A 14,277-nucleotide genomic window follows, 5' to 3' on the forward strand; every position below is an offset into this window, starting at 1 on the left:
GTGCCGGGTCGCGCGCGGTGTCAAGGCGCTGGCGCCATCAGCCCGGGCGGGCGAGCGTGAGGGAGACGAGAGGATCCCCCATGAACCACTCCCGCTCCACCGCGCCCGCGCGCATCGTCGTCATCGGCGGAGGGAACGCCGGACTGTCGGTGGCGGGTCGCCTGCACCGCGCCCGCGTCGGTGAGATCATCGTGATCGAACCGCGCGAGACGCACGTGTTCGCGCCGCTGCAGTCCCACATCGCCGGCGGTGCCGCTCGGGCCTCCGAGGCCGTTCGCCGTCAGGCCGACGTCATCCCCTCGGGTGTGCGGTGGCTGCGCGACGAGGTCTTCACCGTGGATGCCGAGACCCGGCGCGTGCACCTCGTCTCGGGAGAGCACCTCGACTACGACCAGCTCGTCGTCTGCGCCGGCATGCGCATGGCCTGGGAGCAGGTGCCCGGGCTTCCCGAGGCGATGACCGCTCCGACGGGCATCTCGAACTACGACTTCGACCTCGCCGCGAAGGCATCGCCGGTGCTCCGCGACCTGCGTGCGGGCACCGTCGTGTTCACCCAGCCGCCGGAGCCGGCGTCGTGCGGAGCCGCGGCGCAGAAGCCGATGTACCTCGCGTGCGACTGGTGGCGCGCGATCGGTGTGCGCGACGACATCCGCGTCGTGTTCGTGTGCCCCGACCCCGTGCCCTTCGGCATCCCCGCCATCGACCGCGAACTGCAGCGCAAGCTCGACGAGTACGGCATCGAGGTGCGCTACAGCCGGCAGCTCCGATCCGTGGATGCCGCGACGCGCACGCTCGTGATCGGCCACGGCGCGGCGTCCGAGACGCTGTCGTACGACGTGCTGCACGCGGTGCCGCCGCAGCGGGCACCGGAGTGGATCGCCGGGAGCGGCTTGGCGGCATCCGGCGATGCGCACGGCTTCGTCGACGTCGACCCCGAGACGTTCCAGCACGTCCGTCATCCCGAGATCTGGTCGGTGGGAGATGCCGCGGCGAGCGCGACACGTCGCTCGGGCGGGGCGATCCGCCAGCAGGCGAAAGCGCTGGTGAAGAACATGAAGGCGGCCCTCGAGGGCCGCCCGCCCACTGCGACGTACAACGGCTACAGCGTGGTGCCTTTCACGGTGTCGCGCGGCACGGTCGTGTTCGCGGAGTTCGACCGGCGCGGGCGCCTGCAGCCGACCGTCCCGTTCTGGCGGTCGCTGTATCGCGAGCGCCGGCTGTCGTGGATCGCCGACCGGCGCGTCCTTCCGTGGGTGTACTGGCACCTGATCCTGCGCGGCCTCGCCTGACGCGGCTCTCCCCCACGCGCTCCCGCGCTCGCGCCGGCGGGGCCCCGCCCCCGCCACGCATTGCCCGCCCCGCCCTGCCTGCGCCCTGCGCGCCCCGGCCCGGCTACGCATTGCCCGCCCCGCCCCAGCCACGCATAAACACGATTCGTGTCCATAAACACGCTCCCACCGTGTTTATGCGCACAGATCGTGTTTATGCGTGCCGTCACGCCGGCATCGCTGCTCCCCGCACCCGCCGTCGCGCCGACGTCCACGGCATCCCGCAGCCCCACCCACGCCCTAAGCGCCCCGCCCCAGCCACGCATAAACACGATTCGTGTCCATAAACACGCTCCCACCGTGTTTATGCGCACAGATCGTGTTTATGCGTGCCGTCACGCCAGCACCGCTGCTCCCCGCACCCGCCGTCGCGCCGACGTCCACGGCACCCCGCAGCCCCACCCACGCCCTAAGCGCCCCGCCCCAGCCACGCATAAACACGATCCGTGTCCATAAACACGCTCCCACCGCGTTTATGCGCACAGATCGTGTTTATGCGTGCCGTCACGCCAGCACCACCGTTCCCGCGGGCCGCAGCGCCTATAGGGCACGAACGCCGATCCCTCAACCCCGGGGGCGCGTCCCTCGCATCACGCAAAGACTGGGCTCAGCCCCGGAATCCAAACGAAAGAGGACACCATGGCACAGGTCATCGAAACCATCGACGTCAACGTTCCCGTCCGCGTCGCTTACAACCAGTGGACGCAGTTCGAGGAATTCCCCCACTTCATGAGCTTCGTCGAGTCGATCACGCAGAAGACCGAGACGCTCACCCACTGGAAGGTCAAGATCGCGGGAGCCGAGCGCGAGTTCGACGCCGAGATCACCGAGCAGCACCCCGACGAGCGCGTCGCCTGGAACAGCGTGGGCGGCGACGAGAACCACGCCGGCGTCGTCACCTTCCACCGCCTCTCGGATGACGAAACCCGCGTCACCGTGCAGATCGACTGGGAGCCCACCGGCGTCCTCGAGAAGCTGGGCGCCGTCTTCGGCGCCGACGACCACTCGGTCAAGAAGGACCTCGACAACTTCAAGAAGTACATCGAGTCGCGCGGTGCCGAGTCCGGCGCCTGGCGCGGCGACGTCAGCTGACGTCATCACCACGATAGAAGCCGGGCCCGTCCTCGATGGATGGGCCCGGCTTCTATCGTTCCGGGCGGTCGGCGTTCACCGCGGGCTGCCGTCGCCGATCCGCGGCTCTCGCGCCGAGACCGCATCGCACTGACACGGCGGACGCGCCCTGCGAACGACTCGTCGGCGAGATGCCGTCTCGTCGTCCGGATGCCGCGGACCGGATTCCGCGGACCGGATGCCGCGGACCGGATGCCGCGGTCAAGATGCCGCGGTCCGGATGCCGCGGACAAGCTTCCGCGATCAAGATCCCGCGATCAAGATGACGCAGACACCCCGCCCGCGCCGGTCACCACTGCGGGTGGATCTCGGCCCGCAGCCGCCGGTCGTAGACGTCGTGCACCAGGGCGTCGAACGCCGCGAGGTCGAACCCGCCCTCGAGCAGCTCGGCGGCGCCGGCGTTCGCCGCGGCCTGCGCCGTGGAACGTGCCCCCGGGATGACCGAGGTGACGCCCACGCGCGACGCGATCCACGCCAGCGTCGCAGCCGGCAGCGTCACGCCGTCGGGCAGGGACGCCTTGAGCTCGTCGGCCGCGGCCACGCCCTCGCCGAAGGGGACGCCCGAGAACGTCTCGCCCTTGTCGAAGGCCTCGCCGTTGCGGTTGTAGGTGCGGTGGTCGTTCTCGTCGAACGTCGTCGAACGGGTGTACTTGCCCGACAGCAGGCCGCTGGCCAACGGCACGCGCGCGAACACCGCGACGTTCTTCTCGGACGCCAGCGGGAGCACCTCGTCGAGGGGTTTCAGGCGGAACGGGTTGAAGATGATCTGCAGGTTGGTGAGGTGGGGGCGCCGCAGCGCCGACAGCGCCTGATCCATCGTCTCGACCGAGACGCCGTACGCGGCGATGACGCCCTCCGACACGAGCCGGTCGAGGGCGTCCCACGTGGCGTCGTCATCGATGACGGCCGACGGCGGGCAGTGCAGCTGTACGAGATCGAGCGTCTCGGTGTCGAGTAGGCGCCGAGAGCGATCGAGCCACCCCCGGAAATTCTCCATGACGTAGTTCTCGGGCACCTGGTCTTCTCGCCGGCCCATCTTCGTCGCCACGGTGATGCCGTCGGCATCCCGGCTCTTCAGGAATTTCCCGATGATCTCCTCCGAGCGGCCGTCGCCGTAGACGTCCGCCGTGTCGAAGAGCGTGACGCCGGCGTCGGCCGAGGCCGACAGGACGGCGCGCGCGTCGTCTTCGCTGACATCGCCCCAGTCGGCGCCGAGCTGCCAGGTGCCGAGGCCGACGGCGGAGACCGTGCGACCGGTTCGGGAGAGAGGGCGCTGCTGCATTGCGGTTTCCTTTCGAAGCGTTCCTCGAGCCTAGCCAGCCGTTCCGACACCGGGCTCTCCGGGCGACGGATGCCGGGACCCGGCGAGCGCAACCCCGGCCCGCCCCGCATTCCCGGCGCCTAGCGTGGCCGCCACACCGATCAGGAGGATCACCATGGCCACTCCCGCCGACCGACTCCCCGGAGCCGACGAAGAGAACATCATCCCCGAATCCGAGGGACTCGCCGCCGACGTTCCCGCGGGCGCCGCGGGAGCCGACACGGGTGCCGTCAGCGCCGCCGAGATCGACGCCGACGACGAAGCGCAAATTCAGAACATCTCGAGCCAGAACGACCTGCCGGGCGTCGGGACGCGCGCCGCCGACGGCCTCACCGAACGCGACACCGACGGCGACGGCGGCTCCACTTCCCGCCACACCGAGGACACCGGCCGTCCCGAGCACGACGCGGCCGTCGAGACCGACGACCGCACCCCCGCGTCTCCCCCGGTGACCGACGGCGGCGAGCCCCACGTCGACGAGGACGACCCGATCGCGAAATTCCAGCCGGGCGTCGGCCGCGACTCCGCCGCCTCCAGCCGCATCGCGCAGAACCTCCCCCACCCCGACGACGCCTGACCCGGGGGCGGCGCCGGTTACGCCCCGCAGGAGGCGGGGTCTCGCCGATGCCGCAGCGGGATCACTCTCTCGACCCGTCAGCGAGCATCGACCTCACCGCGCGCCGCCGTCGCGGACCGCCGCGCCCGCCACCCGAGCAGCACGTCGACCACGACGAACGCTGCGAGGGTGAAGCCGACCAGGGGCAGCATCAGCCCGATCGCCACCGCAGCGGCGAGCACCGCCGCGGTCCCCCACCAGGGCGCGTGTCGCAGAACGCCCCGCGCCGGAGCGGTCGCGAGTCCGCGCGTCGGGCGCCGCTTCCACCACATGGCGTAGCCGAGCACGACGAGCGCCGCGATGCCGATGGCGAGCACGAACAGCACGATCTGGTTCGCCAGGCCGAACATCGTCCCCATGTGCAGGTCGACCCCCCAGCGCGAGAGTTTGGCGAGCAGGGGGTAGTCGTCGAAGTCGACTCGGTCGCTCACCCTCATCGTCTCGGCGTCGATCGCCACGGCATCCACTTCGGTCGGAAAACTCCGGTGGACCTCTTGCACCACCCACGCCATTCCGTCCCCCGCAGGCGGACGGATCTCGACGTCTCGGGAGTCGACGTCCGCCGTGCGCGCGAGGGCCAGCACGTCGTCGAAACCCGAGGTGTCCGCCGTCGTCGGGGCTTCGTGCGCCCCGCCGTGGTGGGCGTGATCGTCACCACCGGACGAGCCGTCGATGCTCGTCATTAGAGCCGGTGTCGCCCCGCCGACGACTGCGCGGAGGTCCGCCACGTGAGCCCCCGCGTACGTCGACCACGTGATGCCGGTGGCCGAGAGGAACAGCGCCCCGATCACGACCCCCACCCCGAGTCCCGAGTGCCAGCCCGACAGACGCCGGTAGCCCCTGGCCGGGCGGGCGGCGCGACGTCGGTGCCGACGCTGCACGGCCACGCGCGCGACCCACAGGCCGAGCCCGGCGAGGGCGACGATCCCCAGCCAGGATGCCGCGAGCTCGCTGTACCAGCGGCCGACGTCGCCCAGGTGAAGCGAGCGGTGCAGGTCGCTGATCCAGTGCCGCAGCGGCAGCGCGCCACTCGTGCCGTACGCGGGCAGGTCGCCGCGGATCTCGGTGGTCGCGGGATCGACGAAGACCGCCCGCGTCGTGCTCTCGGGCAGGGAGTCGTCGGCGAACATCACCCGGGTGGTGTCGCCCGGTGCGGGCGCCGGGCGCACGGCCACGGGGGTCCCGCCGCCGACGTACGCTTCGGCGGCGGATATCTGATCGGCCAGAGGCGTACCGGTCCGCGTCGTCGACGCGGTGAGTTCGTGCGCGTACATCGCCTTCTCGAGCGTCGGCGTGAGGGCGTACAGCGCCCCGCTGAGCGCGGCGACGAGGATGAACGGCCCGACGAGGAGCCCGGCGAAGAAGTGCACCCTGCGCAGGAGTGGAAGGAACCACCCCGGCCGGCGCATGCGGTCGGGCGGGGCGGCACCCGTGGACAGGGAATCGGTGGCGGTCATACGAGGACCACCCGAACGAGGAGAAGAGCAGACATCTGCGAGATCGCTTTCCAGGTGCAGGGCACCCGTCATCCGGCGGCCACGAGGGCAGCACCGGGACCGCGCCGCCCGGAGCGTTGACACGCTGGTCGATGCGGACGGCGGGCTCTCATGGGTCGACACGCGTCGGAGGAAGACGCGAAGCAGCCCCCGCGGGTGCACGGCGGCACCCGGCGCGGCGGCCGGCCGCCCCACCGCTCAGACGCGTGGGGCGGGACTCAGGATGCCGCGACCGGCGGTCCGCGTCGCGCGCTCGCCCGCACGACCATGGTCGAGACGGGCGGAACGGTGGCGACGACCGCGGCGCGTACGCGTCGCACCGAGGCCGGGATGAAAACGCTGACGCGGACGCGCGCCCGCACCCACGCGACGCACGCGCGCGCCAGCGCCCGCAGCCCCGCCAGGGTGCGTTCGCCGCGGTGGAGGGCCAGTGTCGTGACGACGACGGCGACGAGGTGCCCGGCCGCCATGTCGGCGTCCACGGTGAGCACAGGGCTCGACGAACCCCCCGCCGCGACGGGAACGGCGTCGCCATGCGCATGGGCACCGGCACCGGCACCGGCACCGAGGTCGTAGCTGCCGAGCACGAACAGCGTGTGGAACAGCGCTTGGCTGACGACGACGGACAGCCCCAGCCGCCACACCGACAGCCGTCGGCCGGCGAGCGCCACGCTGACGACGAACGACAGCAGGAGAGGCACCAGGACGCCGACCGGGCCGGGGATCACTCCCCCCGCCGACACGTGCGACACGAGCGCGACGAAGGTGGCGAGGGAGGCGGCGACGGCACCGCGCCCGACGCGCGCTCCCCGGTCGTGTCGTCGCATGGCATCCATTGTGTCAGCCGGGTCGACGGTATCCGGGGCGCGCACCACGCGGGCCTAGGCTGAAACCACCGACCCCCGGAGGATGCCGTGACCCGACCACCCGCCACTCCCCGCGTCGTGATCGCCGGGGCCAGCGGCTTCGTCGGACGGGCGCTGGCCGCCGCTTTCGCCGAGGACGGCTACGACGTGGTCACGGTGGGTCGCACGGGTACCGCCGTCTGGGGGGACGCCGCCGCCATCGCACGGCTCGTCGACGGCGCCGACGTGCTCGTGAACCTCGCGGGCAGGATCGTGTCGTGTCGGTACACCGACGCGAATCGCGACGAGATCCTGCGCTCGCGCGTCGACACCACCCGTGAACTGCACGCGGCCGTCGCCGCGGCCGCTCATGCGCCGCGGGTGTGGATGAACGCCTCCACCGCCACCGTCTACCGGCACGAGACCGAGCGTGGAAACGACGAGATCGACGGGGTCGTCGGCGACGGCTTCTCGGTCGACGTGGCCACGAGCTGGGAGCGCGCGTTCTTCGCCGGCGACCTGCCCGCGACCCGGCGGGTGGCGCTGCGGATGGCGATCGTGCTCGGGGACGGACCCGCGACGCGCATGCTCTTCGCCCTCGGGCGCCTGGGGCTCGGCGGGCCGCAGCTCGACAGCTGGTGGTTCCCGCATCGCCGGTACCGCGGCATCGGCGCGCACCCCACCGGCGCGGTGTGGTCGAGCTGGCACCGCACGTCGGGACGACAGCGCTTCAGCTGGATCCACATCGACGACGTCGTGGCATCCGTCCGCTTCCTCCGCGATCGCGACGACGTCTCGGGTCCGGTCAACCTCGCGGCCCCCGGCGTCAGCGACAACCGCACCCTGATGCGGGAGATCCGGCGGGTGGCCCGGATGCCGCTCGGCCTCCCGGCCTTCCGGTGGATGCTCGATCCCGCCATGGCGTTTCTGCGCAACGAACCGGAACTCGTGCTCAAGAGCCGCTGGGCGGTGCCGCGCGTGCTGACCGAGGCGGGCTTCTCGTTCGGCTACCCCGAGCTCGGTCCGGCGCTCGAGGCGGTCGCCGCCGCGCATGCGCCACGGGCGCGCGACTTGTTCTCGGCCTGAAACGCCGAACGCCGCCACCTTCCCCGGAAGGGGTTGGGGGGCGGCGTCTCCGGCGTCCGAGGGGAGTCAGACCTGCCGGCGGATGAAGCGCAGGACCGCCATGACGGCCCCCACGATCAGGATGATGAGGCCGATCCACAGCAGGAACTTCACGGCCTCGACGAAGACGCCGAGGAACAGGAGCACGAGACCGACGATGACGAGGACGATGGCGAGAGCAGGCATGACTCCACCTTGCGCCGCCGTGGAGCTCCCTCCCATGGCCTTGACACCCCGGCACGTGCGCGACAGCGCGCCTGTCAAGACCGCTGCGACGGCGTTCGCGCGGGTCTAGCGTCGAGCCACCACGATCCAGGAGGCGGCAATGACTGAGCGCGATGTCAACGGACACGGCACGGGACCCGACGAGGGCGAGTACACCGATCTGCAGCTGCCGGACGGGACGACGGATCGCGGGAGCGCCGATCTGCCGGGCGAGTACGTCGACCGTGAGAACGTCGACGGCACCCAGGAGCGACCCCGGTCCGACGAGGCCGGCGCCTACACCGACGTGCAGCTGCCGGGCGGCGACGAGTCGCGTGAAGACGTCGACGATCCCGGCGAATACACCGACCGCGACCGGTGACCGCTCAGCGGTCGAGCGTCGTCTCGGGCGCTGAGCCGTAGGCGGCGCGGTACGCGGCGACGAAGGCGGCGCGATCGAGGAACCCCCATCGCGTGGCGACCTCCTCGACCGTGACGCAGGTCGGATCCGCGTCGATGAGGTCGGCATGCGCCGCGCTCACGCGGGCGGCCGCAAGGTACTCCTCGGGATTGTCGGCGAGCTGACCGTTGGCGGCGAAGGCGCGGCGCAGGCCCAGCGTCGACGTACCGACGGCCCGGGCGGCGTCGTCGACCGTGATGGCCAGCGACGCGTGGTCGTCGATCCACGCCATCGCGGACGTGTAGATCGACGCCTGCTCCAGCGCCGAGGCACGCCGTTCCCGGGGGTCGCCGGAGAGGGGGAAGGCTTCCAGGGTCGCCGCCATCAGCGAGCGTCGCACGTGCGCGCGGGCGAGGGGCTCGGCCATGACCGGGAGCTGGGTCTGCGCCCAGCGGACGGTGGCGAGCCAGTAGTCGCGCATGCGGCGCGACACCGGCTCGGCTCCGGCGAAACGCACGTCGAGCGACTCGTCGCCGTAGATCGCGCGCGCCGACTCGGTGAGCCAGTCCACGTCGAAGGCGACGAGCTTCACGGTGGTGTCTCGCGCACGCCCCACGAGCTCTTCACCGGGTTGGACCAGGCCAGGGTCGACGCTGTAATCCCCCGCGCGCGACCCCACGGTCCACGCGTACCCCGGTGTCGAGGTCGCGAAGTAGAAGCGATCCGCCTCGTAGGTCACCTGGGCACTGCAGGCCCACGTCAGCCGCCGCAGCGCGAACGTCGCGTCGCCGACCGCGTGCTCGGCGATCGAGGCCCGCTCCGCCTGCACGTCGACGTGCCCGTACTGCGACCGCAGCCAGGCGTGCGTGGCGGCGACGTCGGAGGTGCGGACGCTCGTATCGAAGAAGTCGTTCATGGGGAGATCGGTCCACCGGCGAGAAAACGGTGATCTGATGCCCATGATAGTTAACCTGACGTGATCCAGCCCGCCCGGAGGAACCCCGTGTCGAACTCGCCCCTCATCCGCCCCGTGTCGCCCGACGATGCCGGGGAGGTGCTCACCGTGCAGCGCGCCGCCTTCGCGAGCGAGGCGCTCATCTACGGCGACCCCGACATGCCGCCGCTCACCCAGACCCTCGAGGAACTCCGGGCCGAGCTCGTCGAGAACCTCGGCTGCGTCGCCGTGACGGGGCAGCGCATCGTGGGGGCGGTGCGCGCGCGCCTCGATGGCGAGCTCCTGCTCATCGGACGTCTGGCGATCGCGCCCGACCAGCAGGGTGAGGGCCTCGGCACGCTCCTCCTCGACGCGGTCGAGCAGCGGGGCCGTGCGGCGGGGGCGACCGAGGCCGAACTCTTCACCGGCGGTCTGAGCGAGGCGAACCAGCGTCTGTACGAGCGCGAGGGGTACCACCGCACCGAGGAGACGGCCGACGGCGAGATCTTCTACCGCAAGAACCTGCTCTGACGACCCCGTTGGCTTCGACAGGCTCAGCCACCCGCGGCCCCAGCCGCCGCACCCGGGTGCCCGAGCCTGTCGACGGGACCGGACCCGCAGCACACCCGGTGGCTCCGTCGAGCTCAGCCACCCCGGCTCCAGCCGCCGCACCCGGGTCCCTGAGCCCGTCGGAGGGACCGATACCCCCCCCGGATGCCGAAGGGGCCGCCGCCCGTACCCGGACGACGGCCCCTCCCCTCGCATCGCTTACGGCGTCGGCATCCCGCCGTTGACGTTCAGCGTCTCGCCGATGACGTAGCTCGACTCCGCCGAGGCCAGGTAGACGTACGCCGGCGCGAGCTCGGCGGGCTGACCCATGCGTCCGAGCGGGGTCTCCTCGCCGAACTCGTCGACCTTCTCGTCGGGCTGGCCGTCGGTGACCTGCAGCGGCGTCCAGATCGGTCCCGGCGCGACCGCGTTCACGCGGATGCCCTTCGGCGCGAGCTGCTGGCCGAGCGCCTTGGTGAAGGTGTTGATGGTCGACTTCGTCGAGGCGTAGTCGACGAGGATCGGCGCCGGCGAGTACGCCTGGATCGACGTGGTGTTGATGATGGTGGAGCCCGGTGCGAGGTGGGGCACCGCCTCTTTGCAGATCCAGAACATCGCGTAGACGTTGGTCTTGAACGTGTCGTCGAACTGCTCGTCGCTCAGCGTCGTGACGTCTTCGTTGAAGATCTGCTTGCCGCCGTTGTTGACGACGATGTCGAGTCCGCCGAGGCCCTCGACGGCGTCCTTCACCAGCGTGCGGGCGTACTCGCGCTCGCGCAAGTCGCCGGGGATCTGCACGACGGTCGCGCCGGCCTCGCGCAGGATGCCGGCGATGCGGTCGGCATCCACCTTCTCCTCGGGCAGGTACGACATCGCGACCGACGCGCCCTCGCGGGCGAAGGCGATCGCGGTGGCGGCCCCGATGCCCGAGTCGGCGCCGGTGATGAGGGCCTTCCGGCCCTTCAAGCGCTCGCTGCCGACGTAGGTGTCCTCGCCGAGGGCGGCCTTGGGCGTGAGCTCGGCGTCGAGACCGGGCTCCTTCTGGTCCTGCGACTGCGGGTCGATGTCGGCGTACAGCTTGGTCGGGTCGGTGAACGTGTACTGCGTGCTCATGGCGAGTCCTTTCAGGGTGAGGGATGCCGTGGCGTGAGGCCACGGCGGGGAGTCAATGGCCGGCGAGGTCCTCGTCGTCCACGAGATCGCGGATGACGAGGGCGGCGTTGATGAGGGCCAGGTGGCTGAGGGCCTGCGGGAGGTTCCCCCAGAAGGCGCCGTCGGCTTCCGCGATCATCTCGGAGTAGATGCCGACGTCGTTCGCCTGCGCGACGAGGGCGTCCATGGCCTCGATCGCCTCGTCGTGTCGGCCGACGCAGGCCAGGGCGGTCGCGCGCCAGAAGGCGCACGCGACGAACGTCTGCTCCTCCTGGTCCATGCCGGTGTACCGGTAGACGAGGTGGTCATCGGTGGTCAGGCGTTCGGTGATGGCATCCAGAGTCTTGGACATGCGCTCCCCGCGGTCGAAGCCGGTGGGGGCGTGCAGCAGGATCGACGCGTCGAGATCCTGACTGCCGGGCGCGAGCGTGTACGTCTGAAGCTCCTCCGACCAGCACCGCTCGTCGACCCACGCGTGGATGCGGTCGCGCTCGGCGCGCCAGCGTTCGCCGTTGTCGGGGATGTGTCCGCCGCCCGCGAGCCACTGCGCGTCGTCGAGGGCCTTCCAGCAGCCCATCTTCGACGAGGTGTAATGGCGCAGCTCGGGGAGTTCCCACATGCCGGAGTCTTCGAGGCGCCACAGATCGCAGGTGCGGTCGGCGACGTCGGCGAGCAGACGACCGGTCTGCGTGTCGAGGCGGTTGCCGGCCTCGACGTAGGTGCGGCAGAGGGCGATGAGGTCGCCGTAGACGCCGAGCTGCAGCTGTCCCTGCGCGGGGTTACCGGTGACGACGGGCTGGTTGCCGTTCCACCCGGGCACCTGGTGCTTCTCGAGCCCGATCTCGGCTTCACCGTCGAGCGTGTACATCACCTGCACCTCTGGGCCGTTCTTGCGGATGGTGCGCAGCAACCACGAGATCGCCGCGTGCGTCTCCTCGCGCAGGCCGAAGCCCACCCACGCGTGCGCGGTGTACGCGAGGTCGCGCACCCAGGCGTAGCGGTAGTCCCAGTTCTTACCGCCGCGGGGGTTCTCGGGCAGCGACGTCGTCGCCGCGGCGGCGATCGCCCCGGTCGGGCTGAACAGCAGCAGCTTCAGGGCGAGGGCGCTGCGCTGGACGTCATCGGCCCAGGGGCCCTCGTACGAGAATTCGTCCGACCACATCGTCCACCCGTCGACCGTGCGGTCGATCCCGCGGTCGACGTTCTTCGCGTCGGGCACGCGCAGCGGCTCTCCCTCGGTGGCGGCGATGACGAGCAGGTGACGCGAGCCCTTCGATGTGGTGAACCCGCCGTCGATGCTCTCGTCGCCCGAGTCCGGTTCGCCGTGCAGGCCGTGCTCATGGCCGACCACGGCGAGCGAGACGTGACCGATCCGCATGATGGAGAAGCCGTCGATGCGCTCGGTCCAGGGAGACGCCGATCGCAGCATGGTCCCCGGCTGTACGCACCAGGCGAACTCGACCTCGCCCTTCACCCCGTCGACACGGCGTGCGAGCTCCGCCCACGGCAGGCGTCCGGCGATCCCGGTCACCATCGCGTCGGTGACCTTCGCGACCCCGGTCTCGGTCGTGAACGTGGTCTCGAGCACATTCGTACGGGGGATGTAGCGGCGGGTGACGGTGTACTCCCCCACCGGGGCGAGCTGGATGCAGCCACCGGACGATTCGTCGACGAGCCGCGCGAAGACGGGGCGCGAGTGGATGTTCGGGAGCGGCAGCCAGTCGACCGACCCGTCGAGACCGATGAGGGCGACCGTGCGACCGTCGCCGATCGCCGCGTAGTCGCGCAACGGACGGGACGGCGCAGGGGGATCGAGGGGCACGCATTCACGCTAGGAAGGCCGCGTCGAGGTGGGGCCGGGGTTGCCGAGGGGATGCCGAGCGGCTACGGCGGCGCACCCCGGCGCAGGCGCTTCCCACGGGGCGGTCTCCGGTTACCTCGCCGTGCACGCCCCCGCAACCCCCGTCACCACCGCCGGAGGGCGACCTAGCGTCGTGGGTGACCGTGAGTGAAAGGAACGCGCATGTCCACCACCACCAAGGACGCCCCCACCAAGAACCGTCGTCGCCCCGCGCGCGGAGGCAGCGGTCCCGAGACGACGGAAGAGCAGAACGCCGAGAAGGGCTTCCAGGCGTCGGAGCAGCTGACCGACGCCCTTCAGGCCGTGCTCGTCGACCTCATCGAGCTGTCGGTCCAGGGCAAGCAGGCGCACTGGAACGTCGTCGGCAAGAACTTCCGCGACACCCACCTGCAGCTCGACGAGATCATCGACGCCGCCCGTGAATTCGGCGACGAGGTCGCTGAGCGCATGCGTGCCCTGCACGCCCTGCCCGACGGCCGCAGCGACACGGTCGCCGAGACCACCACCCTGCCGGAGTTCCCCCAGGGAGAAGTCGACACGGCCGAGGTCATCGACCTCATCACCGAGCGCCTCGACGCCACGGTGGGCACCGTCCGCGAGGTGCACGACGGCGTCGACGACGAAGACCCCACCAGCGCCGACATCCTGCACGGCGTGCTCGAGCGACTCGAGCAGCTCTCGTGGATGGTCAGCGCCGAGAACCGGGTCGCCCGCAAGTCCTGACCGCGACCGCAGACACCGGATGCCGGGGCCTCAGGGCCTCGGCATCCGTCGTTCCCGCCACGGTCGCCGCGCCCTCGCCGCGAGCGACCGCACCGGCGCGCCGTCCCTGACGAGCGGGGTGGCCCGCGACCGCGTCAGCGGAGGACTCGCTGCGTCATCCGCGTGCGATGAGGAACGGCGGGTGCGGGCCTTCGATCCGGGCCAGTGCGATCTTGATGTCGGTGAGCGTCGCGCCGACCTCGGCGAATCGTCCGTCGATTTCCGCGAATCGTCGGTCGACCTCCGCGAATCGTCGGTCGACGTCCCCGAATTGGCGGTCGACCCGCGCGAATCGCTCGTCCGTGCTCGCCTCGAGACGGTCGAAGCGTTGGTCGAAGCGTCGATCCACGCGATCGAAACGCTCGTCCGTACGCTGCTCCATCCGGGCCAGCATCCACTTCATCCCGCCGAGGATGGCGACGGCGAAGGTGAGGAAGAACGCGGCGAGGGCGACGAACGCCTCGACGGTATCGAGATTCACGGGCGACCCTTCCTGCTCGGGGAACGCGTCCAATGTACGTCACGCCCACGACCGTGACCCATGTGCACATGC

15 protein-coding genes are annotated in these 14,277 nt (G+C 70.9%); 7 read left to right on the forward strand and 8 right to left on the reverse strand.

All coding sequences use genetic code 11. From position 1 onward, the window contains the following. The first annotated feature begins 80 nt into the window (after positions 1-80). Together QRO03_RS03460 and QRO03_RS03465 are read left to right on the forward strand one after the other, a co-directional pair. Positions 81-1,289, forward strand: a complete 1,209-nt coding sequence (locus tag QRO03_RS03460; RefSeq protein ID WP_285136124.1) for an NAD(P)/FAD-dependent oxidoreductase — start codon at positions 81-83, stop codon at positions 1,287-1,289. Between the two features lie 678 nt (positions 1,290-1,967). Further along, positions 1,968-2,420 (forward strand): SRPBCC family protein, encoded by a 453-nt coding sequence (locus QRO03_RS03465; RefSeq protein ID WP_285136125.1) that lies wholly within the window; start codon positions 1,968-1,970, stop codon positions 2,418-2,420. A gap of 328 nt (positions 2,421-2,748) precedes the next feature. Here QRO03_RS03465 and QRO03_RS03470 read toward each other — a convergent pair whose 3' ends face one another. Next, positions 2,749-3,741, reverse strand: a complete 993-nt coding sequence (locus QRO03_RS03470; RefSeq protein ID WP_285136126.1) for an aldo/keto reductase — start codon at positions 3,739-3,741, stop codon at positions 2,749-2,751. 154 nt (positions 3,742-3,895) lie between these two features. Between QRO03_RS03470 and QRO03_RS03475 the strand changes: the two genes are divergently transcribed. Next, positions 3,896-4,357, forward strand: a complete 462-nt coding sequence (locus QRO03_RS03475; protein ID WP_285136127.1) for a hypothetical protein — start codon at positions 3,896-3,898, stop codon at positions 4,355-4,357. Between the two features lie 77 nt (positions 4,358-4,434). Here QRO03_RS03475 and QRO03_RS03480 read toward each other — a convergent pair whose 3' ends face one another. Together QRO03_RS03480 and QRO03_RS03485 are read right to left on the reverse strand one after the other, a co-directional pair. Then, entirely contained in the window at positions 4,435-5,853 is a 1,419-nt protein-coding gene (locus QRO03_RS03480; RefSeq protein ID WP_285136128.1) for a PepSY-associated TM helix domain-containing protein, read from the reverse strand. A gap of 257 nt (positions 5,854-6,110) precedes the next feature. Then, positions 6,111-6,719 carry a hypothetical protein gene (locus tag QRO03_RS03485; RefSeq protein WP_285136129.1) on the reverse strand — a complete coding sequence of 203 codons (609 nt, stop codon included), beginning with the start codon at positions 6,717-6,719 and terminating at the stop codon, positions 6,111-6,113. An 87-nt stretch (positions 6,720-6,806) separates the two neighbouring features. Between QRO03_RS03485 and QRO03_RS03490 the strand changes: the two genes are divergently transcribed. After that, positions 6,807-7,823: an epimerase gene (locus QRO03_RS03490; RefSeq protein ID WP_285136130.1), complete on the forward strand. Its 1,017-nt coding sequence runs from the start codon at positions 6,807-6,809 to the stop codon at positions 7,821-7,823. A gap of 66 nt (positions 7,824-7,889) precedes the next feature. On the opposite strand, the gene QRO03_RS03495 is transcribed toward QRO03_RS03490, so the two are convergent. After that, entirely contained in the window at positions 7,890-8,048 is a 159-nt protein-coding gene (locus QRO03_RS03495; RefSeq protein ID WP_285136131.1) for a hypothetical protein, read from the reverse strand. Positions 8,049-8,187: 139 nt separating this feature from the next. On the opposite strand from QRO03_RS03495, the gene QRO03_RS03500 reads away from it, so the two are divergent. Further along, complete coding sequence (locus QRO03_RS03500; RefSeq protein ID WP_285136132.1) at positions 8,188-8,448, forward strand: hypothetical protein; 261 nt, start codon at positions 8,188-8,190, stop codon at positions 8,446-8,448. Positions 8,449-8,452: 4 nt separating this feature from the next. On the opposite strand, the gene QRO03_RS03505 is transcribed toward QRO03_RS03500, so the two are convergent. Continuing rightward, a complete protein-coding gene (locus tag QRO03_RS03505; RefSeq protein ID WP_285136133.1) occupies positions 8,453-9,382 on the reverse strand; it encodes a helix-turn-helix domain-containing protein in 930 nt (309 codons plus the stop codon). An 87-nt stretch (positions 9,383-9,469) separates the two neighbouring features. Here QRO03_RS03505 and QRO03_RS03510 point away from each other — a divergent pair, with 87 nt between their 5' ends. After that, on the forward strand, positions 9,470-9,931 hold the full coding sequence (locus tag QRO03_RS03510) for a GNAT family N-acetyltransferase (protein WP_285136134.1): 462 nt from the start codon (positions 9,470-9,472) through the stop codon (positions 9,929-9,931). Between the two features lie 237 nt (positions 9,932-10,168). Here the strand turns inward: QRO03_RS03510 and QRO03_RS03515 are convergent, their stop codons facing one another. Both QRO03_RS03515 and QRO03_RS03520 read right to left on the reverse strand, forming a co-directional pair. Continuing rightward, positions 10,169-11,062 (reverse strand): SDR family oxidoreductase, encoded by an 894-nt coding sequence (locus QRO03_RS03515; RefSeq protein ID WP_285136135.1) that lies wholly within the window; start codon positions 11,060-11,062, stop codon positions 10,169-10,171. A 52-nt stretch (positions 11,063-11,114) separates the two neighbouring features. Next, positions 11,115-12,923 carry a glycoside hydrolase family 15 protein gene (locus tag QRO03_RS03520; protein WP_285136136.1) on the reverse strand — a complete coding sequence of 603 codons (1,809 nt, stop codon included), beginning with the start codon at positions 12,921-12,923 and terminating at the stop codon, positions 11,115-11,117. Between the two features lie 201 nt (positions 12,924-13,124). Here QRO03_RS03520 and QRO03_RS03525 point away from each other — a divergent pair, with 201 nt between their 5' ends. Then, positions 13,125-13,685 carry a Dps family protein gene (locus tag QRO03_RS03525; RefSeq protein WP_285136137.1) on the forward strand — a complete coding sequence of 187 codons (561 nt, stop codon included), beginning with the start codon at positions 13,125-13,127 and terminating at the stop codon, positions 13,683-13,685. Between the two features lie 154 nt (positions 13,686-13,839). Here QRO03_RS03525 and QRO03_RS03530 read toward each other — a convergent pair whose 3' ends face one another. After that, the gene (locus QRO03_RS03530) at positions 13,840-14,205 is read right to left on the reverse strand and encodes a hypothetical protein (protein ID WP_285136138.1); all 366 of its coding nucleotides are present in this window, start codon (positions 14,203-14,205) and stop codon (positions 13,840-13,842) included. Between the last annotated feature and the right edge of the window lie 72 nt (positions 14,206-14,277).

The organism is Microbacterium sp. lyk4-40-TSB-66 (assembly GCF_030209475.1).
Lineage (GTDB): Bacteria > Actinomycetota > Actinomycetes > Actinomycetales > Microbacteriaceae > Microbacterium.